Source organism: Limnochordia bacterium (genome assembly GCA_023230925.1).
GTDB lineage: Bacteria > Bacillota > Limnochordia > DUMW01 > DUMW01 > JALNWK01.
The window spans coordinates 23,583-48,903 of the sequence record JALNWK010000010.1; the positions used below are offsets into that span (position 1 = coordinate 23,583).

At 48.6% G+C, this 25,321-nt stretch carries 19 protein-coding genes and 7 tRNA genes; 24 read left to right on the forward strand and 2 right to left on the reverse strand.

The genetic code is table 11. The features are described 5' to 3' along the window. Positions 1-2 precede the first annotated feature (2 nt). The 15 genes from murD (at position 3) to M0Q40_03545 (ending at position 9,044) form a co-directional block, all read left to right on the forward strand. Positions 3-1,379 carry a UDP-N-acetylmuramoyl-L-alanine--D-glutamate ligase gene (gene murD, locus M0Q40_03475; protein MCK9221677.1) on the forward strand — a complete coding sequence of 459 codons (1,377 nt, stop codon included), beginning with the start codon at positions 3-5 and terminating at the stop codon, positions 1,377-1,379. Between the two features lie 237 nt (positions 1,380-1,616). After that, positions 1,617-2,366, forward strand: coding sequence for a ribonuclease PH (rph, locus tag M0Q40_03480; protein MCK9221678.1), 750 nt, complete (start codon positions 1,617-1,619; stop codon positions 2,364-2,366). Next, a complete protein-coding gene (locus M0Q40_03485; GenBank protein ID MCK9221679.1) occupies positions 2,359-2,982 on the forward strand; it encodes an XTP/dITP diphosphatase in 624 nt (207 codons plus the stop codon). Before rph ends, M0Q40_03485 begins: the two co-directional genes overlap by 8 nt. 140 nt (positions 2,983-3,122) lie before the next feature. Further along, positions 3,123-3,199: transfer RNA gene (locus M0Q40_03490), tRNA-Pro, on the forward strand. A 45-nt stretch (positions 3,200-3,244) separates the two neighbouring features. Continuing rightward, positions 3,245-3,318, forward strand: a tRNA-Gly gene (locus M0Q40_03495). 6 nt (positions 3,319-3,324) lie between these two features. Then, positions 3,325-3,400, forward strand: a tRNA-Arg gene (locus M0Q40_03500). A 9-nt stretch (positions 3,401-3,409) separates the two neighbouring features. After that, positions 3,410-3,486: transfer RNA gene (locus M0Q40_03505), tRNA-His, on the forward strand. Positions 3,487-3,496: 10 nt separating this feature from the next. Then, positions 3,497-3,573, forward strand: a tRNA-Arg gene (locus M0Q40_03510). Positions 3,574-3,890: 317 nt separating this feature from the next. Then, positions 3,891-4,103, forward strand: coding sequence for a hypothetical protein (locus M0Q40_03515; GenBank protein ID MCK9221680.1), 213 nt, complete (start codon positions 3,891-3,893; stop codon positions 4,101-4,103). 129 nt (positions 4,104-4,232) lie between these two features. Further along, positions 4,233-4,308: transfer RNA gene (locus tag M0Q40_03520), tRNA-Lys, on the forward strand. A 164-nt stretch (positions 4,309-4,472) separates the two neighbouring features. Then, positions 4,473-4,559 (forward strand) — tRNA-Leu (locus M0Q40_03525). Between the two features lie 124 nt (positions 4,560-4,683). Beyond that, the gene (gene tig / locus M0Q40_03530; protein ID MCK9221681.1) at positions 4,684-6,090 is read left to right on the forward strand and encodes a trigger factor; all 1,407 of its coding nucleotides are present in this window, start codon (positions 4,684-4,686) and stop codon (positions 6,088-6,090) included. A 29-nt stretch (positions 6,091-6,119) separates the two neighbouring features. Next, the gene (gene clpP / locus M0Q40_03535; protein ID MCK9221682.1) at positions 6,120-6,722 is read left to right on the forward strand and encodes an ATP-dependent Clp endopeptidase proteolytic subunit ClpP; all 603 of its coding nucleotides are present in this window, start codon (positions 6,120-6,122) and stop codon (positions 6,720-6,722) included. Between the two features lie 43 nt (positions 6,723-6,765). Further along, positions 6,766-8,016 carry an ATP-dependent protease ATP-binding subunit ClpX gene (gene clpX / locus M0Q40_03540; protein MCK9221683.1) on the forward strand — a complete coding sequence of 417 codons (1,251 nt, stop codon included), beginning with the start codon at positions 6,766-6,768 and terminating at the stop codon, positions 8,014-8,016. A 626-nt stretch (positions 8,017-8,642) separates the two neighbouring features. Further along, a complete protein-coding gene (locus M0Q40_03545) occupies positions 8,643-9,044 on the forward strand; it encodes a hypothetical protein (GenBank protein MCK9221684.1) in 402 nt (133 codons plus the stop codon). 407 nt (positions 9,045-9,451) lie between these two features. Here the strand turns inward: M0Q40_03545 and M0Q40_03550 are convergent, their stop codons facing one another. Further along, positions 9,452-9,997, reverse strand: a complete 546-nt coding sequence (locus M0Q40_03550; GenBank protein MCK9221685.1) for a hypothetical protein — start codon at positions 9,995-9,997, stop codon at positions 9,452-9,454. A 440-nt stretch (positions 9,998-10,437) separates the two neighbouring features. Beyond that, the gene (locus M0Q40_03555) at positions 10,438-11,337 is read right to left on the reverse strand and encodes a D-alanyl-D-alanine carboxypeptidase (protein ID MCK9221686.1); all 900 of its coding nucleotides are present in this window, start codon (positions 11,335-11,337) and stop codon (positions 10,438-10,440) included. Between the two features lie 372 nt (positions 11,338-11,709). Here M0Q40_03555 and lonB point away from each other — a divergent pair, with 372 nt between their 5' ends. The 9 genes from lonB to M0Q40_03600 all read left to right on the forward strand — a co-directional run bounded on the left by lonB (position 11,710) and on the right by M0Q40_03600 (position 24,596). Beyond that, positions 11,710-13,398 carry an ATP-dependent protease LonB gene (lonB, locus tag M0Q40_03560; protein MCK9221687.1) on the forward strand — a complete coding sequence of 563 codons (1,689 nt, stop codon included), beginning with the start codon at positions 11,710-11,712 and terminating at the stop codon, positions 13,396-13,398. 228 nt (positions 13,399-13,626) lie between these two features. Beyond that, on the forward strand, positions 13,627-15,993 hold the full coding sequence (gene lon, locus M0Q40_03565) for an endopeptidase La (GenBank protein ID MCK9221688.1): 2,367 nt from the start codon (positions 13,627-13,629) through the stop codon (positions 15,991-15,993). Between the two features lie 22 nt (positions 15,994-16,015). Next, complete coding sequence (argF, locus tag M0Q40_03570; GenBank protein MCK9221689.1) at positions 16,016-16,987, forward strand: ornithine carbamoyltransferase; 972 nt, start codon at positions 16,016-16,018, stop codon at positions 16,985-16,987. A 453-nt stretch (positions 16,988-17,440) separates the two neighbouring features. Beyond that, positions 17,441-18,517, forward strand: coding sequence for a LacI family transcriptional regulator (locus M0Q40_03575; GenBank protein ID MCK9221690.1), 1,077 nt, complete (start codon positions 17,441-17,443; stop codon positions 18,515-18,517). A 113-nt stretch (positions 18,518-18,630) separates the two neighbouring features. After that, entirely contained in the window at positions 18,631-18,918 is a 288-nt protein-coding gene (locus M0Q40_03580) for a hypothetical protein (protein ID MCK9221691.1), read from the forward strand. 230 nt (positions 18,919-19,148) lie between these two features. Beyond that, positions 19,149-20,735: a DUF4874 domain-containing protein gene (locus M0Q40_03585; protein ID MCK9221692.1), complete on the forward strand. Its 1,587-nt coding sequence runs from the start codon at positions 19,149-19,151 to the stop codon at positions 20,733-20,735. 159 nt (positions 20,736-20,894) lie between these two features. Then, positions 20,895-22,172: an extracellular solute-binding protein gene (locus M0Q40_03590; protein ID MCK9221693.1), complete on the forward strand. Its 1,278-nt coding sequence runs from the start codon at positions 20,895-20,897 to the stop codon at positions 22,170-22,172. A 19-nt stretch (positions 22,173-22,191) separates the two neighbouring features. Beyond that, complete coding sequence (locus M0Q40_03595; protein MCK9221694.1) at positions 22,192-22,749, forward strand: hypothetical protein; 558 nt, start codon at positions 22,192-22,194, stop codon at positions 22,747-22,749. A gap of 596 nt (positions 22,750-23,345) precedes the next feature. Next, complete coding sequence (locus M0Q40_03600) at positions 23,346-24,596, forward strand: endonuclease/exonuclease/phosphatase family protein (protein MCK9221695.1); 1,251 nt, start codon at positions 23,346-23,348, stop codon at positions 24,594-24,596. Positions 24,597-25,321 lie beyond the last annotated feature (725 nt).

Consider the following 25,321-nt stretch of genomic DNA (forward strand, 5'->3'; position numbering starts at 1 on the left):
TTGTGGACTATCAAGGGAAAAAAGTTGCGGTGGTGGGCTTAGGGATTAGTAACCGAGCCCTTATTTCATTCTTGAGTGAGAAAGGTGCACAGATTACCGCCTGTGACCAAAAGGATCCAAGTGAGATTGCAGACTTACAGGAACTACAGAAAATGCCCATAGTGTTGCAGCTAGGAGATGGGTACTTAAGGAATTTGGCCTCCTTCGAGGAAGTATTCCTGACCCCAGGGATGCGTAAGGATCTGCCGGAAATCGCGGAGGCCGCCAAGGCAGGTGTCAGGCTCTCAACAGAGGTTGGTTTGTTTATGGAAGGATGTCCTGCTTTGATGGTGGGCGTAACCGGAAGCAGTGGCAAGACTACAACCACCACCCTCCTCGGCCAGATGATGGCTACAAGCCGAAGGGAGACGTTTGTTGGCGGTAACATTGGGGTTCCCCTAATCGGTGAGTTAGATCGGATCACACCAGATGCCCAGGTGGTTTTGGAACTATCTAGTTTTCAGTTAGAACTGACTAGGACGAGTCCCCAGATTAGTGTGGTGACAAATATTACACCTAATCACCTGGATGTTCATCCTTCTATGGAAGCCTACATCGAAGCCAAGACTAATATTTATGGGTTCCAAGGGTCAGAGGACCATTTTATCACCAATTTGGACGATCCTATCTGTGTCAAGATGGCGGCACAAGCTCCTGGCAAGGTCTACTTTTTTAGCATAACATCACGCCCTGAGCGGGGCGCTTACATCGAAGACGATCGGCTTTACTACCGGGTAGACTCGAAGGCCGGGGTACCTGTCTGTAGGGTATCAGATATTAAGCTTAGGGGAGTGCACAATGTTGGCAATGTTCTAACAGCTATTACAGCAGCCGCCCTTGCCGGAATTGGTCCTGGGGCAATGGCTGAAGTGATCAAAGGCTTCACCGGAGTAGCCCATCGACTAGAACCTGTTACTGTCTGGCAAAATGTGCAATTTGTGAACGATTCCATTGCCACCACCCCCACTCGTGCGGCGGCGGGACTGCGGTCCTTTGATGAGCCTATTATTTTAATCTGTGGTGGCTATGACAAGAAGATTCCCTTCGAGGAAATGATTCGTGCGGGCAAAGGACGGGTGAAGGCTTACATTATTTTGGGGGCCACAGCTGACTTGATCGAGAGGACCATCCACACCGAGTACCAGGATGTTCCACCAGATATTCACCGAGTGGAAAGCTTGGAGGAAGCAGTGCAAACATCGATTAGACTGGGAGAAAGCGGGGATGTGGTGCTTCTTTCGCCAGGCTGTGCGAGCTATGACATGTTTGAGAGCTTCACCCAACGGGGGGAGCTATTTCGACAACTGGTGTTCGAACTAACGGGTGTAAAGACAGCTTAAGTTGGCTGTACTTTGTCAGTCCCGAGTCGTCCAAGGATTAGACTTAGGCTCATAGAATAATTATAATAAAGAAGTAGTCAAGATCAGAGCTAGACTGTTGGTAGATAGGACAGCTTTGTGCAACGATCAATGGGGTCTTGTGGCCAGGTGTTTTGCGAGGTTATGGTCAAGGACTTCGTTTGCTCTCCTACCGGGAATGGAACATTACTCGGGGAGGGACAAGGAAAGGAGATAATCATGGAAAGACAGGATGGTCGCCGTCCAGATGAAATGCGCCCAGTTAAGATTACCAGGGATTACATCAAGTATGCAGAGGGTTCTGTACTAATTGAGGTCGGCGATACGAAGGTGGTCTGCACTGCATCTATTGAAGAACGGGTGCCGGCATGGTTGAGAGGAACCGGTCAAGGCTGGATTACTGCCGAATACTCTATGCTCCCCCGGGCTACGGAAACCCGCAATATTCGGGAAGTATCCAAAGGACGGCCCAGTGGTAGGACCCAGGAGATTCAAAGACTAGTGGGTCGAGCCTTGCGTAGTATAATTGATCTTAAGACCCTAGGAGACCGGACCATTTGGATTGATTGTGATGTAATCCAAGCCGATGGTGGCACTAGGACTGCTTCTATTACTGGCTCCTTTATTGCTCTGTGTGATGCTCTGTGGACCATTGGCAAGGAAGCGAAAACCTTTCCGGTGGCAGATTACCTGGCGGCGGTGAGTGTGGGTGTGGTGGATGGAGTACCCATGCTAGATTTGTGCTATGTTGAGGATTCCCGGGCGGCTGTGGATATGAATGTGGTTATGACTGGTGCCGGAAAATTCGTCGAGATCCAAGGCACTGCCGAGGGAGATCCCTTCTCCAAGGAGACATACAACCAACTACTTGCACTTGCGGAAAAGGGAATAGATGAAATAGTTACTATTCAGCGTCGGCTTATTACGGAGAAAATGGCCAGTAAAATCGGAGGGGTAAAGCTTGACTGACAGGGTGTCCAGAATCGTCCTTGCCTCGGGTAATAAGCATAAATTGGTGGAGATAAAGTCTTTGCTGGCTGACCTGCCCCTAACAGTCGCAACTCCCCATGATTTTCCGCGGTGGCCCATCGTTGAAGAGGATGGTAGTACTTTCAAGGAAAATGCCCTTAAGAAGGCGATGAACGGTTTTGAGCATACCGGACTTCCTTGTATTGCCGATGATTCAGGTCTGGAGGTTGATGCTCTCGGAGGAAGACCAGGGGTTCATTCATCGCGCTATGCAGGAGAGTCGGCTAGTGATGCGGAGAATAACGCTAGGCTGTTGCGGGAACTTGCCAACATACCTTCGGAAAAGAGGACTGCCCGATTTTGCTGTGTAATCGCCTTTGTGTTTCCGGGACGAGAAAACAAGGAAATGCTTTTCTCGGCGGGTACCTGTGAGGGAAGGATTGGTTATGCGCTCCAGGGAACTAACGGTTTTGGCTACGATCCATTGTTTATCCCGACCGGTTATGAACGGACCTATGCCCAGCTTAGTGCTGAAGAAAAGAATATGATTAGCCACCGAGCAAAAGCCCTAAGTGATTTCAAGGAAAAGCTTCGGGTATGGCTCCATACGATCTAGTTGGCCATGAGATAATTGGATTTGGCAGAAGAAAAGTGGCAAGAACGTGAGGCTAACGCCAAGAACACTGAGGAACGTGTAGAAAAATTAGCTTTGACTTGCCTTTTGATTTATGCTATACTTGATTTCGCTTGGCACTACGGGGTGTAGCGCAGTTTGGTAGCGCGCCTGCCTTGGGAGCAGGAGGCCCGCGGTTCAAATCCGCGCACCCCGACCATGCATCTTGCCTATGGAAGCCAAGTAAGTTATAATATTTTAAGATGCGGGTGTAGCTCAATGGTAGAGCGGTGGCCTTCCAAGCCACATACGTGGGTTCGATTCCCATCACCCGCTCCAGGTTTCGCGCCTGTAGCTCAGGGGATAGAGCAGGAGCCTTCTAAGCTCTGTGTCGGGGGTTCGAGTCCTCCCAGGCGCACCAGAAGACGTGGTGGGCGTAGCTCAGTTGGTTAGAGCGCCAGGTTGTGGCCCTGGAGGCCGGGGGTTCGAGTCCCCTCGCTCACCCCATTTTTATTTCCCGCCCGTAGCTCAGTTGGATAGAGTTGCTGACTTCGAATCAGAAGGTCGCAGGTTCGAGTCCTGCCGGGCGGGCCACTTCAAGTAACCACGGATAGTGCCTCGGTGGTTTTCGTTCTTACAGAATCTGTTGTATAAAGGATTAGACGGGAGCGGCGATTGCTAAGAGACCATCCCGATATCCAAGTGTCGACGTAAAACTGCTACACTCCTTACCCGCTGGTCAATGCGCCTTTCCTAGCTGCGGTATCAAGTGTATCGTGCGATAAACTGAGCTTGCCTCCGATAGTTCTAGGCGAAATAGCACATATCGAGGCCTATAGCGATGGGGGACTTCGCGCAAATCCTAGTCTCTCTCCTAAACAAGGGGATTGCTATAACAACTGGATTCTATTATGCCTACACACCATAAAGAAGTGGACAAGCAACCTAATACCTACACAGCGGCAGATCTTAGACAATGGGAATACGATCTTGAGCGTTGGGTGGAACGGTCCCTTGCCGCAGAAATGAATGAAGTGAGCTTCACTGAACTCGAGTCGGTCTGTACCTTTCTAACATCACCCCACGGTGCTACTACTTCCACGGTAGAGGGTCCCATTTTGTGATGGGCTGAATATTGAAATTGTGCCTTGACATCGGCAGCTTTAATTAATAAAATAAGTAGCGTCACGGGAAAGATAAGGTTCCACCCTTGACGCAACATTGGACACATGATATCATGTGTGAGTGCAAGTGAGCCATTAGCTCAGGCGGCAGAGCACCGGACTTTTAATCCGGGTGTCCTGGGTTCGAGTCCCAGATGGCTCACCATTTTTATACCTTTGGTACCAGGAGATTTTTTGTGAATGTATGTCTATTGACAGCCCTTTTTAAACAAGGTATAATCACCATACGTTCGTTTTACTGTGCAAAGACGATCTTGCGACGTTGGGAAGTTCCTGGTATAATATCCTTTGAATTTGCTTCTACAGCAGGCGAGAGTGATGGAACTGGCAGACATGCTGGACTTAGGATCCAGTGCCTTCACCGGCATGGGGGTTCAAATCCCCCCTCTCGCACCATAACTCTGTTTGCCAAGCGGATTCAGGCAATGCCTGTTCTCCGCTAATTTTTTGCATAGACACCCATTATTATCGTGCGGTGTGTTTAAAAGGGAGGTCTACGGTCAATACTATGAAGGTCTCAGTGGAAAATCTGGAAAATGATGTGGTACGCCTAAAGATTGAGGTAGATGATGAGGTTGTCGAGGAAGAGTTAAATAGAGCATACAAGAAAATCGTGGGCAAGTTGAACGTACCCGGTTTTCGTAAGGGGAAAGCGCCTCGGTGGATTGTTGAGCAGCGTTACGGTAAAGAGATCCTGTTAGAGGAAAGCTATCCAGAGATTGTTAGTCGCTCATATACCGAAGCATTATCCGAAACAAAGATTCAACCGATGGCTCAGCCGGAGATCTCGGATCTCGATTTCAACGAGGACGGCAGTGATTTCACCTTTGCAGCGGATGTTCCCGTTCGTCCAACGGTTGAACTTGGCACATATAAGGGTATTGAGATGGACAAGATTGAACCTGTGGTTACCGATGAGGATGTTGAGGCCTACATTGACCAGTTGCGAAACCAGTATGCTGAGTATGTTACCATAGACCGGGATGACCTACAGGATGGGGATACGGCTATCGTCAATATCGAGACGCTAGTGGAGGACAAACCTATTCCCGGTGGGGCCAGCGCAGGTGTGACCATTCAGGTTGGAGATGACTACTTTGGTCCTGACACTGATGCCCAGCTCATTGGTTTAGCGGTGGGCGAGGAAAAGGTGCTTGAGATTACCTTACCAGAAGACCGTAGTGACGAATACGCCGGTAAGGAAGCAGCGGTTAGAGTTACGTTACAGGAAATCCGGCAGTTACGGGTCCCGGAATTGGACGCCGAGTTTGTTGGAGATATAGAGGCTGCCCTTCCACAGGAGGACGAGGGCGAGGAAGAAACGTCCGAGGAGACTGTGACAGAGAAAGACGAGAAGGAAGTCGTCCAGGCTTTTAAGGATAAGGTCCGACGTCAACTAGAGGAGTCCTCTAAAGCCCAAGCAACAGAGAAATTCGAGGAAAAGGTGGTTGCCAAAGCAATTGAGGAGAGCAAGTTTAACCTGCACGACAAGATTGTCAGCGAAAGGGCAGAAGTGATTCGCAACAGGTATACCAAAAGACTTGCTTACTCGGGGATTTCTTTGGAACAGTACTTGAGCTTATACGGTGTTGGCGAGGAAGATTTCGAGGAAATAACAAAAACAGAAGCTACTCGGGAGCTTGGCTGGGAATTTGTGATGGACGCTGTAGCTGAGGCAGAAGGAATTGAAGTGACTGATGAAGAAATTGATCAATGGGTTAGGGAAATGCTAGCGGGTACGAAAGTAACCGATGCACAGATTGCACTCTATAAGGATCTAGCTGAAACTAGCCTAAAAAGAACAAAGGCTATGGAATTTGTGGTTGATGCGTCAGTTCCTAACGTTATTGAGAAGACACTAAGTGAAATTTCCTCAGAGACAGCAGACGATGCAGAAGAAGTAGAGGAAGTAGAGGACGCAGAATAACCATTAGGCTAAGCACAGGAGGTGTTCTAATGAGCACATTAATTCCAATGGTAGTAGAACAGACCAATCGGGGAGAACGAGCCTACGATATCTATTCTCGGTTGCTGAAGGACCGGATTGTGTTCATTGGTGGGCCAATCGACGATTATATGGCTAACGTGGTGATCGCCCAGTTGTTGTTCTTGGAATCGGAGGATCCGGACAAGGATATTTCTCTGTATATCAACAGTCCCGGTGGTGTTGTCTATTCTGGGCTGGCGATCTACGATACCATGCAATACATTAAGCCTGATGTTTCCACTATTTGCGTGGGGATGGCAGCAAGCATGGCAGCCCTATTGCTAACTGCTGGTACCAAAGGGAAACGGTTTGCCCTACCTTATTCCCGGATCATGATCCACCAACCCATGGGCGGCGTCCGAGGACAGGCTACGGAAATCGAGATTGAAGCTAGGGAAATTCTAAGACTCAAACGCATTGGCAATGAGATTATTAACCGCCATACTGGTCAGCCCTTGGAAAAGGTTGAAAAAGACACCGAGCGGAACTACTATATGTCAGCCGAGGAAGCTGTAGAATACGGTTTAATCGATAGCGTTTTGAGGGACGATAGACGTGTCGTGCAGAAATAACACCTTGTTAGTTTACACCAAACTAGCGATTTGAGGTGATGAAATGGCTAAATTTGGGGATGAAAAGGGACAGGTAAAGTGTTCGTTTTGCGGCAAGCAACAAGAACAAGTGAAAAAGATCATTGCAGGTCCCGGCGTTTACATCTGTGATGAGTGCATTGAGTTGTGCACGGAGATCATTGAGGAAGAGCTAAGCGACGATCTCGATGTGGAGTTGCACAGTGTCCCCAAACCCGCTGACATTAAGGCTATTTTAGATCAGTATGTTATCGGACAAGAACAGGCGAAAAAGGTTCTTTCTGTTGCCGTGTATAATCACTATAAGCGGATGAATGCCCAAACATGGGGCGACGATGTGGAGATTCAAAAAAGTAACATCTTGTTACTAGGTCCCACGGGTAGTGGAAAGACCCTGTTGGCGCAGACTTTAGCAAGGATTCTTAATGTTCCCTTTGCTATTGCTGATGCTACGTCGTTAACTGAAGCTGGGTATGTGGGCGAAGACGTGGAGAATATCCTCCTAAAACTCATCCAGGCTGCGGATTACGATGTAGAAAGGGCAGAGAAGGGCATTGTGTACATTGATGAGATCGACAAGATTGCTCGTAAATCCGAGAATCCGTCGATTACCAGGGATGTATCCGGTGAAGGTGTACAGCAAGCCCTGCTAAAGATCCTTGAAGGGACCATTGCCAGTGTACCACCCCAGGGCGGCAGAAAGCACCCCCATCAGGAATGTATTCAGATCGATACCACCAACATCCTATTTATCTGTGGAGGCGCCTTCGATGGTCTAGAAAAGATTATCGAGAATAGGGTTGGTCGGCAGGCAATTGGCTTTGGCGCTGATATCCGGAGCAAGGAGGAAAAGCCCATTGGTGAAATTCTGCGGCAGCTGATGCCCGAGGATCTACTGAAATTTGGGCTAATTCCTGAATTCGTGGGTCGTCTCCCGATTATGGTGGCTTTGGATGCCCTTGATGCGGGTGCGTTAGTTAAGATTCTTACCGAGCCCCGGAATGCGTTGGTAAAGCAGTTTAAGAAGTCTTTTGAACTGGATAACGTTGAGCTTGAGTTCGAGGAAGATGCCCTGGTGGCGATTGCAGAACAAGCGATGGCGTTGAAGACCGGAGCCCGAGGATTGAGGTCGATTATAGAAGGGATTATGCTAGATATTTCCTTTGAGATTCCCTCTCGGGATGACATTGCCAAGTGCATTGTGACCAGGGATGCGGTGTTGGAGAAGAGCCCGCCAGAAATTGTTAAGGTGGGGCAAAAAGAAGTATCGGCATAAAAAGAGGCCTACCCTAGGGTAGGCCTTCTTTAGGCAGATAATCCTCCGTCTGTCTAAACTGATAGTGCAATATCTGCTAAGCAGTCGTACCAATGAACACAAGCAACATCGATACTAAGGCGTTGGGTGTGGGGTAGTGACTCATGCCATGAATTCCCATAGTTACCCTGGCTCCACAACCGACCATTGTAGCTCCGGCATAACACAGCGTGACTTATCTATGTGACAAATCCTTACATCAGCAGATTACTTTCGGTGATGTTCTTAGAAAGATCAATCACTTGTAGGCGGATGCTCTCCTGCTGTCCGATACGAACTGAGCCCGATGCCGACATCTCTGGATGTGGCCAAGTGAATAAGCTCTGCATCAGAGCGATGATCCGCAGGATTCACCTCCTTTTATGAAGATGGGGCAAGCGGAGAAAAGGTGCGCGGGTTGTCTTGAGTATGCCACTCGGGGCCGCTGGAAACGCGATATTCGACTATGCCACCATTATCCCCGAAACACAGTTTATACTTTTTTAAACGCCTTGCACAGCCTCTTTTTAACATGATATGATCTAGAATGAATTTTCGCATCTTTTGTGCATAGCATCAACGATAGTGAGAGGAATTGGGGGATTTAATTGCGACGTTTTGTTATGCTGATGTTGACCTTACTTCTTGCCATAGGCCTTGTCGGGTGTGATGGGGCAGTGAAGATCGGGTGGGTGAGTAATAGCTATCCGGGAACAATTAAGGCTCGTTTTCGTCGATTTGATGGGACACAATCTCAGCGGGTTAAGGCAAAGGAGGGTGAGTACCTAAGTCTGAGCTGCAGCGCAGATCTTGAAAGAGGGTCTATCTCTGTTTCAGTTGTCGGGCCGGACAAAGCTACCATTTCTACTATTGAAGCTGGTGCCGAGGAAACAACGACTAGGGTTGATATTACCAGGACGGGTACCTATCGGGTTGTGGTAACAGGTGAAGGGGCCCAGGGGAACTTTCATGTAACGTGGCGTATCGAAGATGGGTCTACGGACGGATGACTATTTGCGGACGTCTCTGCTCATCCCTAGGTATATCGGCCTCATATTATTTTGGATGCATGTGCTTGGTGTAACCGCGGTTAGTCGATGGAAGGTCTTTCTATCCATATACATGGTCAAGTGAATCCGAGTTGATCAGAACGCAGGGTGGTCGCGTCGGGCGCCACCCTGCATACATGTAGACAACGTTGGGAATCAGTCATACCATTCAATAGGTGGAGTAGCAGTATACGGATCCTTTTCTTCGTGCTCAAAAGAAAGGTACTGCTCACTCTTAGCAAAGAACTGATTGACAGTACCAAGATGTGGACTGGTTTCGTACCGGTACTCCCATCCTTCTGAGTCTTTGCTAAGTATCTCACAGTATGTATAGGCATCAGGATCGAAACTGCATATTCCGGAGCAATTCAGTCAATCTGGGACAGATCAATAGTTGTCTTGGCAATGACGTCGATGGTCTCGCCTGTTGCATGAGTAAATACAGCTACTACTTCGTAGTCGGCGTTTCCGTTAACCATTGGAAAATCATGAATCAAAAAAACATACTCGACTACTGCCGCGAAGCAATAATCGTGGTCAGAATCGGATATCGGGCCGGAGTCAGATTGCCTTATTTCTCGAGGTTGAATCGTTTCCCCGGACTCTGGAAGGTGGAATTCCAGCCATAGATCTTCGGCCCTTATTGGAAATTTAGAAAACATCCCTGGGAGGAGGACCAATTCGTCTTCTGAGGCTTCGGTGATTGAGGTGTCACCTGTAATTGTAAATCGGTTCTGTTCTTCTCGTTGTTTCTGTTTCATGTCTCGATGTAGTTTGTCTAGCATTCGGGCATATGGTGTAAAAAGATGAAGCCATATTACAGTACTGTTGTCTTCACTAAGGATTTGAATAAGGTGCCCCGTTTTGTGTGCAAAAGCCAGAAACTCGGGCTCGTCAATGTACTCTGTTGCCATGGACTTCGCTCGACTAATAACGCCGGTGTCTATTCCCTCGGGAGCGTACATTGCTGAACTTGTAAGCGGCCACAACAAAATTAGTGCTAAAAGTGAACAACAAACAATAATTCGTCTAATTACTAACACCTCCTAAAGAAATATACGGACAAACTCGGAAATCAGGTTATATACATATATTCCACAGTGTACCATGAAATTCCTGGTGTGTCAGAAACAGATTAATGCCTACTAGATTACGTAGTAAGGGGTATCTCTGTACATAAGCGTATAGTTCCTGGAGTGATGGAGTCTTTGGGGGGGCAAATTTCGAGAAAGCGTTTCAAGGATCAGCCATTAGGACCCTACGACATCAATCTACCATCCAATCATCTAACGCGGGTTGCACGGCCTGATGTTGTCGCACTAACAAAGGACGTGATACGTGATTCTTTCGGGCTTTAGGGGGAGCTGACTAGCTCAGGTGTGTCCATGCATTTCCTAAACCCATAATCTAGCAGACGGGTAGAAGCGGCCGCTTGGGCCCGTCTGCTGTTAGTATGCATGATTACGGAAATTAGCCGAACTCCATTTCGTTTAGCTGTGGCAATCAAATGATAGCCAGCGGCCTCGGTGTGCCCGGTTTTTAGTCCGTCGCAGCCGGGGTATGTTCCCAAAAGAGGGTTTGTATTGCGCATAACAAACAAGGGATTCTCCCGAAGCACTTGACTTGGGGTGCGGCTCCACTCGAGGATTTGCCGGTGGCAAAGCACTTCCTGGGCCAGACGGGCCATGTCGGTAGCAGTAGTGAATCCTTCCTCCTCACCGTCGGGTGCGGGAAGACCGGTTGCATTTACGAAGCGGGTATTCTGCATACCTAGTTCGTCAGCCCTTTCCATCATGCGGCTCACAAACTGGGGTTCGTTTCCACCCAGGTATTCAGCAATGGCAACCGCTGCATCATTTGCTGAGGCGATCATTAAAGACATCAGAAGTTGCTCAACAGTATAACACTCTCCTGCGCCAAGCCAGACGCGGGAGCCCTCCATTGAGGCGGCATATTCACTTACTGAAACCAGATCCAGTAAGTCTACCTGACGACTTTCGATGGCCTCCACAGCAAGAAGGACGGTCATCAACTTAGTAAGACTCGCAGGAGGAATTCGTTTTTCGGCATTGTGCTGATACAATATTTCGCCGGAGTCTATTTCTACCACAACCGCTGATAGGGCAGGATGCAGACGAAGAGGATCCTGTAGTAGTGCCCCGATTCCAAAAAGCACAACTGAGATACCCAAGACAATTACAATAGTTTTCCGGGACATGCCTTTACCCCGTTCTTGCTGTCCATTGGTGGACAATCCCCATCACCCTCATTTAGTGTTCTCCCCGCACGGTGTTCCTGGCTGTCCAGCTTCTCGTATGATCTAAAGTAGCTTTGTAGATGTGTTGCCATCTTGGTCCTAATGGAGATTGGACAAATGCGCGGGAGAGGCTTGAATGCACGTTAAGCTACTACTGTACTCAATGCTAACACGGACTACCTTTTGAGTCAATTTAGGAAAAACCTGGTGAATCGTGGGTTAACATTAATACGGCCAATTGCCATATATGCTCAAGGTGGTGTTGAGTCTTCTTTTGCGAGAGTGGATTTGAAAAACAGGTAAGAACACGTTTAAAGGTGTCCGCCTTGGGCATAATAGGTTAAGAGAAGTCTAGGGGAAGGTGAAACCATGAATCTGATGGCCGTTGTGGGGCTTATTAACCTATTCTTTGCGATCGTAATCGGTCTTTACTTTTGGAATCTGCTTAAGCAACAGCAATCGAATAAGTCCGCCATTGACCGGGAATCAAAAAGGGAGTTAGAGAAGCTCCGAAAGCTGAAGGCTATCTCGTTAAGCGAACCACTGTCTGAAAAAACGAGGCCTCGCCGGTTTGAGGATATTGTAGGGCAAGAAGATGGGCTACGGGCTTTACGGGCTGCCCTGTGCGGTCCTAATCCCCAGCATGTGCTTATTTATGGTCCTCCTGGCGTGGGAAAGACCGCAGCGGCCAGGGTAGTGCTTGAAGAAGCGAAGAAGAACCCCCTGTCCCCCTTCCGGTCCGATGCTGTGTTTGTGGAAGTGGATGCAACTACCGCTAGGTTTGATGACCGGGGCATTGCGGATCCGCTCATGGGCTCGGTGCATGATCCAATTTACCAAGGTGCTGGACCGTTGGGTATGGCCGGCATTCCCCAGCCAAAACCTGGTGCAGTCACTAAAGCTCATGGCGGGGTGTTATTCATTGACGAAATCGGAGAGCTACATCCAATCCAGATGAATAAGTTGCTAAAGGTATTAGAGGACCGCAAGGTGTTTCTAGAAAGTGCCTACTACAGCTCGGAGGATACAAATATTCCTTTGCATATTCATGAGATCTTTCAGAAGGGTCTTCCCGCAGACTTTCGCCTCATTGGTGCTACCACGAGAATGCCTTGGGATATCCCTCCGGCAATTCGGTCCCGCTGTATGGAAGTGTATTTCCGTCCATTATTAGCTGAGGAAGTACGGAAGATTGCTCAGATGGCGGCAAAAAAGATCAGTTTTACGCTTCCAGACGGTGTGCTCGATGTGTTAGAGAAGTATGCTACCAACGGGCGGGAAGCTGTGAATATGATTCAACTGGCGGCGGGCATCGCCCAGACGGAAGGTAGGCGTAGTATCGAGCAGGAAGATGTGGAGTGGGTAGTTGCCAGTGGTCAGTACAATCCCCGCCCCAAGGCAACGATTCCGGACGCTCCCGAGGTGGGGCTTGTGAACGGACTTGCGGTTTATGGACCCAATATGGGGGTACTACTGGAAATTGAGGCAACGGCTATTCCAGCGAGTCAACCTGGGCGCGGCGAACTGATCATTACCGGAGTAGTTGAGGAGGAAGAACTAGGTGGTGGTAACCACCGGATGCGACGCAAGAGTATGGCGAAGGGTTCGGTGGACAATGTGATTACCATTCTGAAAAACGCCCTGGGTGTTGAACCAAAGGACTACGATATCCACATCAATTTCCCCGGTGGAACTCCCGTGGATGGCCCTTCGGCGGGAGTGGCGATGGTTTGTGCCATCTACTCCGCTATTTCGAATCAACCAATAGATAACACTGTGGCGATGACCGGGGAGGTATCCATTCACGGTAAAGTAAAACCGGTGGGTGGGATTGTGGCCAAAGTGGAAGCTGCTCGGCTGGCGGGGGTGAAGCGGGTCATCATACCCCATGAGAATTGGCAGGAGTTATTTGCTGCCCTGCAAGATATTGAGGTAGTAGGAGTGACGGAGATTTCCGAGGTCTTGGAGGTGGCTTTGTATCGGAAGCAGAAAGAAACCGGGGTGGATGCGGCAAGGATTCCGGGTCCAGTATCCATAGGAACCGGTACCTTTGTTTAAAAATGTCCTCTTTACCAGGCAATGACCACCCTCGTTTTCAATTTGCGGCAGGAATTCACCACACCGAATAGAATAATAGTGTATAATATCATACCGGAAGGCGGTTACTTATGTAACTGCTTTTGTTTTTCGGTACAACTAGAACGTTCTGTTCGGAGTGTGATGTGGGTGGCACAGGAGAAGCAGGTAACACGGGTAGAAGAGCTGCCGTTAATTCCATTACGGGGAATGCTGGTTTTCCCCCATACGGTAACCCCCCTCGATGTGGGAAGGACCCGTTCAATCAAGGCCCTGGAAGAGGCGATGATCCGTGAGCGGACCGTTATTTTGGCTTCCCAAAGGCATGTCGAGGAGGCGGAACCAGAACCGGCAGACATCTATCGTATTGGGACAGTTGCCGAGGTAAAACAGCTGCTTAAGATGCCCGAAGGACAGCTGCGGGTATTAGTCGAGGGGGTATCCCGGGGCCGCATTCTTGATTTTTTACATGAAGAACCATTTTATAAGGTACGGGCCTACGCACTGGAACCTGATGTGATTAAGACTAGAGAAGTGGAGGCTTTAATGCGTACCGCGGTAACCAAGTTTGAGCAGTATGTTAAACTAAGTCGCTCCATGCCTGGGGAGATCCTCGCCACCGTAAACACTGTGGAGGGTCCAAGCAGGCTTGCGGATACAATCGCTTCCCAGATGATTCTGCCTGTGGAGAAGAAGCAGTTAGTTCTTGAGAGCATTGATGTTGAAGAACGTCTGCAGCTTCTATGCACGTTGTTGACCAAGGAAATGGATATTATGCAGTTGGAGAAGAAAATCCATCTGCGGGTCCGCAAACAGATCGAGAAATCCCAGAAGGAATACTATCTACGAGAACAGATTAAGGCGATTGAAAAGGAACTTGGAGAGGATCAAGACAGCAATCCTGAGATTAGGGAGTATAGACAGAAGATTGCTGAGGCCCAGATGCCCGACGAGGCAGAGAAAAAGGCCCTCTACGAGCTAGAACGATTGTATAAGATGCCGCCGATGGTGGCTGAAGCAACAGTGATCAGGAATTATCTCGATTGGTTAGTAGCCATACCTTGGTCCTTTAAGACCGAAGATCGACTGGATCTTGACTACGCGGCGAAGGTGCTGGATGAGGACCATTTTGGCTTAGAGACAGTCAAGGAGAGAATCCTAGAGTTTTTGGCGGTGCGCCATTTGACGGGCAAAGTCAAGGGTCCCATTTTGTGCTTGGCCGGGCCACCGGGGGTGGGTAAAACCTCCCTGGGTAAATCCATTGCCCGGGCCATGGGCAGACGTTTTCATCGGTTCTCCCTGGGTGGTGTTCGGGACGAAGCGGAGATTCGCGGTCACCGACGGACCTATGTGGGAGCAATGCCAGGCAAGATTATCCAAGTGATGCGCCGGGTTGAGGCAGTGAATCCAGTAGTGCTTTTGGATGAGGTAGACAAGATGACTTCGGATTTCCGTGGAGATCCTGCCTCGGCACTACTTGAAGTGCTAGATTCTGAACAAAACGATACTTTCCAAGATCACTATCTGGAAGTACCCTATGATCTTTCGGAGGTTTTATTTATTACGACGGCAAACGTCCTAAGCGATATTCCACCGGCTCTGCGGGATCGTATGGAAATCATCGAGATCCCAGGGTATACAGAGTATGAAAAACTAGAGATCGCCAAAAGGCATTTGGTGCCAAAGCAGATGGCTATCCATGGGATCAAGAAGAAACAACTTGGGTTTTCCGACGCAGCAATCAGCAAGATTATCAACGGGTATACTAGGGAGAGCGGAGTACGTAGTCTTGAACGCCAGATTGCTTCCCTTTGTCGGAAGACCGCTAAGGAGTTTGTCCAAAGTGGGAAGAAGCAGATTAGCATTTCCATGCGTAATTTGGAGAAATATCTAGGTTCGCCCCAATACTATGAATGGCAAGGCGAAAAAGAAGACCGGATTGGGTTGGTCAATGGTCTTGCCTATACTCAGTACGGCGGCGATGTGTTATCTATTGAGGTAGTTGTTGTTCCCGGTAAGGGTAAACTTGTACTAACCGGGAAGCTTGGGGATGTAATGAAGGAATCGGCCCAAGCGGCATTCAGCTATGTGCGCTCCAAGGCCGTGGAGTTAAGCATTCCACCGAACTTTTATGAGGACTATGATATCCATGTCCATGTACCCGAGGGGGCAATTCCAAAGGATGGTCCTTCTGCAGGCATCACCATTGCGGTGGCCTTAGCATCGGCTTTGACGGGGCGTTATGTGCATCGGGATGTGGCAATGACAGGGGAACTGACCTTACGGGGACGGGTATTGCCCATTGGAGGTCTGAAGGAGAAACTCCTTGCTGCACAACGTGCAGGTATGCGTAAGGTGATTATACCTGAGGCGAACAAAAAGGATTTAGAGGAAATTCCTGATTTGATCAAAGAAAAACTGGAGATTATTACTGTAAAGCATATGGACCGGGTACTGGATGTGGCTTTAGTACCTAAGGCATTGGAGGAAGATTTACCTTCGGAAGATGCGATTGAGTATTTGCCCGCAGTCGAGCGCAAGACCTGGCCTGATGCAGTGCATGGATCTACCCAGTAATCTAGACTGTGGGGGGAGTAAATTGGAAAACAGGGAAGTTCTAATTCCAAATGATGAGATTACAGAGAGTCTAAGGGGAAGGTCCTTTCTGCGGTTATATGACTTTTCCCCCCAGGAGCTTACACGCTTTCTTGAGGTAGCCCAAAGGTTAAAGAAAGCACAGAAGATGGGTCAACCCCATGGACTGCTGGCCGGCAAGTCCCTGGGGATGATCTTTCGGAAGACATCGACGAGAACCCGGGTTTCTTTTGAAGTAGGTATCTATCAACTTGGTGGGCGTGGTCTGTACCTAAACAGCGATGACATTCAGCTGGGCCGTGGCGAAAGTGTGTATGATACGGCGATGGTACTGTCCCGTTATCTAGATGGAATTATGATTCGGACCTTTGAGCAGGCGGAAGTAGATACTTTGGCACAGAACGCCACCATCCCGGTAATTAACGGTCTTACCGACTTCTGTCATCCCTGTCAGGTACTAAGTGATCTCTTTACTATTCAAGAGAAACGGGGCCGACTACAGGGGCTTAAACTGGCATACGTTGGCGATGGGAACAATATGGCCCACTCACTCATGGTCGGTTGCAGCAAAATGGGTGTCAACGTTAGCATTGCCTATCCACCGGGCTATGCACCCAATGCAGAAGTAGTCGAGTGGGCTAAGGCTACTGCCCAGGAACACGGTTCCCTGGTGGAATTAACAACCAATCCCTACGAGGGAGTCGCCGGGGCGGACGTAATTTACACCGACGTCTGGACGAGTATGGGACAGGAGGCCGAGGAAGAACGACGACTTAGGGACTTTGGAAAATACCAGGTTAACCAAAAACTAGTACAGAGTGCCAAACCTGACGTAATGGTGATGCATTGTCTACCGGCCAACCGAGGCCAGGAGATTACTGATGAAGTCATGGATGGGCCCAACTCCATCGTCTTTGATCAGGCGGAAAACCGGCTTCATGCACAAAAAGCCATTATGGCGTTACTGATGGGCTAGCGCAAAGATAAGAATCGAATTTCGCTTGACCGCGATGGGTCTAGCCATCGGTTTTTACAGGTGGGGACTCTTCCCGATGACGAGGAAGGGTGTGCTGATACTTGGCCTGTTCTGCAGAGCGGTATTTTATAGCAGAAAAAGCCCCAGGATAAGAACCGATGGCTTCTAGAGAGGACACCTACAACAAGGACTGCCTATGCTGGTTTTCGGGTGGTCCTTTTGCCCGTAAGGTTGTAAGTGGGGTCAAGGACAGTTGCGGATAACGCCCCTTGCCGGAAAGGCAGGGGATAGTACTGTCTTTGTATATTCGCTAGTTGTCCAAACGTAACAAGGCAACAGCCTGCGATTGGTCTTGATCTCTTTCTTCAGCGCTGATTACATGTTAGTATAAGAGAAAGTACGATAGACGCAAGGAAAAATAGTTGCGCCGCCATAGAGAAAGGAGGAGTATTGGTGCCCCAGGAAAAAGTGCGTTCCGAGGCGTGGGATCACAAACAGCCTGAACCACTGGGTCGGGCAACAATCCACACAGTTGCTGAAGTGGCTGGCGTTTCTTCAGCTACGGTCTCACGGGTACTAAACCAAAGCCCTCTTGTTGCTTCCCACACCCGTGAACGTGTCTACCGGGCTATAGAAGAAACGGGGTTTCGCTCTCCTAGTCGTTTAGCTCGGGCACTTAGAACCAATAGAACAGGAATTCTAGGGCTTTTGGTGGAGAATATCATGAACCCATACTACGCGGTTCTAGCCCGAGCTGTGGACGATGTCGCCAAAGAGGAGGGTTTCGTTGTCATCGTGAGCAATGATGATGGCTGCGAAAAGGTAGGTGTTGAGCGACTTTACACTTTTGGAAGTGTCAATGTGGACGGTGTCCTAGTTGCCCCGGGTGCCCTTGAGGGTAAACGGCGGGATGCGGCCCGGGAAATCAAAGCACAGGGTGCAGCGGTGATTGGCCTGGGGGATTGTCTTGGCGAAAGTGAGTTCGATGTGATCGGCGTGGATCTACAAGAGGCGGCCTATAAAGTATGCAATCATTTGCTATCCTTAGGACATCGCCACATCGGATTCGTAGGGCCTATCATCAAAACAGACCGCTGCCTTGGCTATGAGCAAGCGCTCCGGGATAGTGGCCTTAGTAGTCATTTGCTTACCATGCCCTACGTAGGTACTAGAGAGGACTTAGTTGAAGCCCTTAGGGAGGAGCTGCCCTCCTTTATTGAAGCGAGAGGAATCACTGCTATTATTGGGCATAGTGACTTTATTGCCCTTAAGATCCTACGGGTGGTACGGGAGATGGGCTTGCGCGTCCCTGAGGATATTTCTATCGTCGGATTTGACAATATACCTGAAAGCACGATGACTGTTCCCCCGTTGGCATCGGTGGCCATACCGCACAGGGAAATGGCTGCCGCAGCGATAGTCACTATCCAAAAACGATTAGCTAACGAAATTTCCTCACCTGTTGTGTGTCAGATCCACCAAGCGAAGCTTTGCATGCGTGGATCAGTAGGTTCGAAGAATTGCTCCTAAAAAGGAATTGACAAATGTATGCAGGAGTCTCCCTGCGCGATGGCGAAGTATAGACATTGTAATCGATATCATTGGAGGTTAACGAGCTGTTATTCGGTGACTGTTATCCGTAGATGGCTATCACAGGTAGATATATCTATCTCACTTTGCGTCTAAAGGTGGATGAAGCAGGGTTGTGTTTAACGGTGGCCAATGAGTCCTGCGTCAGGGCAGTGCACCACGAATGTAATCGATTGCAGAAGAAGATGGGTGCTAGTGCTAACGAAGGCAACTTGGTCAATCAGCAACAACGAATCAGTTCCGATAATTCGGTATGTTACAACCCACTTTGCCTAAACGGGTTTGGTCGAGTCAACTGGTTTGTGGCTTTTAGTTTCCTAGGACTAAAGGCCATAATGTGATGGGTACGCTTCTACTTCCAAAGACCTACTGCGGTGAAATGGAGTACGTAAAAAGCCACCGAGTGAGGCACATTGAAAAACGATTTTCTTAGTGAGGTGCATAAGGCTTGAACAGACAACGTTGGTCGTCTATATATGCTGGGCAAGAATCGAGGATGCTACCCACAGTTTGGATTGTGTTACTAATATTCACTTTGATGCTCTTCTTACCTTTGGGACGGAGTCTTGCTTTGTCGATATCCTCTGCTACGAACCTGACCTTAATTGCCGCCAACGTCGGTGCTAAGGGCGAAAGCTCTGCGGGGCTGAACTGGGTGGCTGATAGCCATACGCGTGTACTTGCACTAGAGGATGGCGTGATAGATCAATCAGAAAGGGAAGCTACTATGAGCACAGAGAGGACAGTCGGGAAGATGATTGCAGAAACAACCCCAGATTCACTGAGGACGATAGAAGAACATTTGCCTGCTGTTTGCTATGCTGATCGGCTAAAGCCATTGCCGGGAACTAAAAGCGAGGAGTTGCTACATAATCCTAATAGGGGGTTTCGACTTGAACTGAATATGGATATTGCGACCGGTAATCTCCTAGAGAGTGTGATGGATGCAAGGCAGTATGCCCTAACGCAGATCAAGTACTACGAAGATGAGGCCCCTCAGCTGGCCCAGGTTTACATATATCTTACCCAATACTCAGCGAAGGATCTAGACGATCGTGCCCTGATAAATCTGCAGGATTACTTCGCGTTCTTTAGAAAGCAGAACATGCAGATTCTGTTAAGATTCGCCTACGAATACCAGGAGACTGGTCCGAAAATTGGGCCGACGACCGAGCAAATGCTCAGACATATTGAGCAGCTAAGGGACATCGTGGCACAGAACAACGACATTATCCATGTCATTCAGGCAGGGTTCATTGGTATGTGGGGGGAATGGCATAACGCAAAGTATGAACATGATAAACGGCAGGTCTTGGAGGCCATCATAGATATGACGCCACCAGATAAGGTGGTTCAGGTTCGACTGGCTAGCTATAAGGACGTACTGAGAAAGGATGACCTAAGAAGAGACCGGGTATCCTATCATGACGATTATCTGGTTGGTGTTGACCATGCGTGGAGCACTGCTCTACCCGCAAGTCCATTGTATGCTATGTATATCACAGACTGCAGGAATATGTTGGTAGATGGGGAAATGCCTTGGGGCAAGGACAAGTATTTCAACAATGGGGTTATCGATGGTGTTGGCGTAGCAAAACGGCTGATGAACCATTACTTCTCTACGATGAGCATTGTTCATAATTACAAGGAAAGTGGTCCGTTCATTACCCACAATATGCAGGAATGGAAGAAGATCATAGTAGATGCGGCCTTCTTAGATGATAACGAATTTCGCTATGCCCCGGCCTGGCTTAAAGACTCCGACGGTAACCCAATAACCCGCTCACTGTTTGAATATATCCGGGATTACCTAGGTTACTACATTGAAGCACACAATGCCAAGGCGGATGTGTCGGGGAATCAGGTGGAGGTATCATTGGAACTCACTAACTATGGTTTCTCCGCCCCCCATGGTATGTCGAAGCTAGAAGTGGTCATCACCGATGAACAGGGAAGTGTTATTTGCGCAAAACCGGTATGCCACATGGCGGATCTTCAACCGGGCAAAGTGGTATCCGTTTCCACAACTCTTACCGTCTGTGAGCTCCAACGTGGTTACATAGTAGGCATACGTTTTGCCAATCAAGGGGGTGTAACAGCAAAGCTAGCTAATGACACAGAGTATGTGAACGGAGTGAATGTTGTTTTTGTCCTGTAATAGCCTGGTTTAGCACCAGATAGGCACAATGACGTTTTTGGCAGGATTGAGTCGGTCGTGGATCGAAGTATGTTGTTATTGTAATCGATATCAATCACAGGTGTAGGTACCAAGGAGTTAAGCACGCTCTAGATTGTTCACTAAAAGGAGGAGCCTGTGGTGCAACAGAGAAGTTTCTGTCTTGTTTTGTGTTGTCTAATCGTAATCCTGATCAGCACAGTAGCTACGGCCACAGTTCATCTGGAATGGATGTCCTGGGGGGATCAGACAGTAATTGACCGTAACGAGCGTATTATCCAAGCTTACTATGCATCATTTCCCGATAAGGACATAGTTATTCGGAACAACGTCGTTGGTTGGGACTTCTACAAGGAACGTTTGCCAGTACTGGTTGCGGGGGGCGCGGCGACGGACATCATCTCCTCAGAAGGTTCCTTTGTCTACGGACAAATGGCGGAATGGAATGCGCTCATGGATCTAACCGATCTAGTAATACCGTATGAGGATGAGTTTCTGCCGGGAGCTCTCGAGACGATCCGGGTTAACGGTAAAGTATATGGCTTTCCGTTTCATGGATGGGACACATCGCCGGTGGTCTTCATTAACTATAGTTGTCAGGCCTTTGACGAGGCCGCCTTACCATATCCTACCTATAATTGGTCGTGGGATGATCTCCTTGGATCGGGCAAGAAACTAACCAATCCGCGGGAAGGCAAATGGGCCATAGATTTTGGAGCAAGCTCCCACATTGCGCTGTGGCAGCCCTTGCTGTACGCCTTTGGCGGGCAAATGTACGCGCCGGATCGTTCCGAATCCCTAATTAGCAGTACCGAAGCGGCAAATGCCTTTAGGTTTCTAAAGGAGCTAGATATTGTCTATGGATTTCAGGCCCCTGCTGAGTTGGTCAACAATAAGATCGGCTTTATCACCGGCCAAGTGGCAATGACTACCAACTGGAGTCAGGAAGCCACAAAGATCATGGACTATGTTCGTTTTGGTAGCGGGATTACAATTTTGCCCCAAGGACCGGCCGGGTTTGGGTTCCATCCGCCCCTTACCTGCCATTCAGTAGGCATTTACCGAGAGAGTGAACATCCAGCCGAAGCATGGCATTTCATTGAGTGGATGTTAACCTCGCCTGAGGCCTTGGAAGCGATGGGTCCCACCATTCCCATGGTGCCACTAAAAAGCAATCTTCCAATTCTTGTCGACATGATCGCGGCAGATGATGCCGCCCTTGCTGGCTGGCGGGCCACCGAGGCGGTGTTTGAACGGTTGATGTCAGCGCCAATCGACCGTGTTGGGGTGGAATATCCGCATACGATCGAGATCATCACTTCATCCTTACAGGAATACATGGGTGGGAACCAGGCTATTGAACAGATCCTAGAGAACGCAAAAAGTCAGATCGATAGATTACTCAATGAACTAAAATAGCGAAGAGGGGGAACTTAAGGTGAAACGAACATACTTGGTGTTGCTTCTTGTCGTGTTACTCGGGGCCACCGTATCGGCTAGAGAGGTGGTAATTCACGACTTTGACACTGATGAGAATTTGCGGGTCGAGGCGGCTAATGGCGGCATTCTGGAACTATTCGAGCTTACTTCCGATGGTGCCATTGAAGGAAAGAGCAGTGCTGCACTGGTCTTTGACTTGACCACTCCCGATCAAAGCTGGAGTGAAGTACAAGTCATCATCGATTGTGAAAAACCGATGGATATCGACGGGTTCGATCAAGTCAAGCTCTGGGTACATGGTGACGGTACCCCCCATAACGTAATTATTCTATTCTGGGATGGTTTCCTAGAGTGCTCAGTTTGGGGGCAGGTGGGTTGGGAAGGTTGGCACGAATGGGTGATCGATCTTGCCGAGACCCCCAATAAATGGAACGTTGAAAACGTTCGTCTCGACCGTGTGGAACGGGTTCGGATTGTAATCAGTGATTCTAATGGAATCTATAAGACTAAAGGAAAGATCCTAGTAGATCGATTGGCGGTTGCTTTTGGTGAGTAAACTACCTATCGCCGCAGGGTGAAAGCGACCTAGTTAGTCCATAGAGTGAGGTGCTAGTGATGCCGGCCTTTTGGCTGGTATCGCTGGCATTCATTTGTGACATCTTTGGATCTGTAGTTGTTACTCAGGGTACTGAGTTTGTCAGGGACATCCTTGATTTCAGGTTTGCTCAGTGAGTGGAATGTCGTATTGCTTGCTCACTCAATCAAGATGCAAGTGAAGAAATCCCAGCAGAGTTAAACCGTTGCTGCAACAGTGCACTCCCTCCGCGAAGGGTGGTGCGCTTTTTTGTCTTGTAGTCTGCCAGGATTTGCTGAAACGAACAGACTTGGCAAGCAGATCCTCATTGTACGCACACATTTCCTACAGATCATCGTTCAGCTCCTGACGCTACGTTTTTTGGGCGAAATGAAGTCGTATCATTCTTTTTAGGTGTTCCTGTCCAAAGACCAAGAAGTCTAGGAACTGCCGTAAATTAACTAGCTTCTTTGACACGACTTACCAAGCCTGGTATAATACCGGTATACACCGGTGCGGAACGGAGTCATGTTTTTAGTTAAGTGAATAACAAACTCTGAGGAAAGGGACGATGAAGGGTGAAAAAGGCATATCAACAATTGTTAGTCCTATTTCTGATCGTATTGTTTATGGTTGGAACAAGCAGTGCTGCAAAATCAGAATACGAAAATGAGATGGATGACACTGTAGAGTTGAGGGTAATGACATTCAATATTTGGATGGGGGGCACGAAGGTTGACTTTGACGCGGTAGTTGAAGCAATTAAACAAGCCGATGCAGATATTGTTGGTATCCAGGAATCTAAGGAGAATCTCCCGAGGCTGGCTGCTGCTTTGGGCTACCATTACCATCGAAAGCTGCAAATACTGAGTCGCTTCCCGATTGTTATACCATCAACGGGACCAGTTCATTACGTTTACGTACTACTCGAGGATAATCGAGGAGTAGCGGTTTCTAATGTGCACCTGAATTACCAGCCTTATGGCCCGTACGATTTGCGTGACGGAATCGCACTTGATAGAGTCCTGGCAAATGAACAGGGTCACATGAATGAAATAGCACCGAAAATAGTCGCTCTACAAGGACTGATTGAAAAAGACATTCCTGTTTTTCTTACCGGCGACTTCAACGTTCCGAGTCATCTTGATTGGACTAGTGATGTTGCTGCAGCCTCTGAGGAAGAGTTTCGTACAAAGGTAGACTGGCCTGTATCTATCGCACTTGAAGAAGCAGGTTTTCGCGATACCTACCGCGAAATCCACCCAGATCCAGTGACACATCCAGCACCTACTTGGACGCCGGGCTATCCAGCGGGCTATACTAGTCAAAATGAAGTACACGATCGAATTGACTTTGTGTACGCCGCTGGTCCATCTGTCACCGCAATGAGCGAGATCGTAGGAGAAGATGGCATCTATACCGATATTGTTGTCGCGCCTTGGCCCTCGGATCACAGGGCTGTGGTTTCTGCCTTTAGCCTGACGCCAGCAGTTTTACCGGACGATCTGGAAGTTGCGTCCGCAGAGTCGCCTTGCATTGAGGTTACGAAAAATGTGTACTTACCAAGTGAACCAATAACGGTCAGTTTTTCCAATGGTTCCGGTCACCCGGATTCTTGGATCGGCATCTACCCTAAAGAGATGATACCTGGTACAGGTGAAGGATCGTATAGTTGGACATATACCGATGGAGCTGTCTGTGGCGAAGTCGTCTTATACAGCGGTGCTCCAGGAACAACGTGGCCCCTACCTTCCGATGAATACGCAGTTCACTTGTTTATAGATGGTGGGTACACGATATTGGCAACCACAACCTTCGTGGTAGAATAAGGATTACCTATGGAAGAACTGCTATTTGACATATGCAGCAGTTCTTCCAAACCAATGGTAAAGGTACGGCAAGTTACGATGCTATTTTCCCTTTGGCGAGGCTTTTCAGAAGAACAATCAATTATTGGGCAGAAGAATTGCTCCTCGATGACAAGACGAAGGGGAGCGTTTAGCCATGAAGGTAAACTATCATAGTTATGATGGTTTACAATGACCCAGACAGCCCTGCTGTTATAGTAACGGTCTTCTCTCCCCATTGGCCGTGTTACAGCATCTAGTGCTCAAAGTCCATAGTCATAAAGAGATCACGGGATTGAACCATCGGTCGCGTCCGGACAGTCTCCTATTCAACCGGATAGCCATCTTGATTAAAGCCTACCTGTTACTACCAACACGAAAGGCAAACCCAATGTTAAGCAACTCTGCCTTCGTAGCAGATGCTGGCAAAGTGTACTAAGTCTTTGGGGAATGGCAGCCAGGAAGTTTAGACTTCTCCAGACGCTCCACGTTTGGAGGCCGTTACTTTCTGGTTTCCATTCCCCCATCTACAAGACTAAGATGATCCGTTCCTGGCACTGCTCCCTTGCCTGTCACACCGTCCCAGACTGTAACACTGCGCAAACCTTCACTTGATAACGGTCTGTCCTTCCGTTTTCTCGAGGCTCCTGCAAATACTCATCAACTGTCTCAAATGCTTGCTAGCCAAATTCTCCGTTTTGATAAAG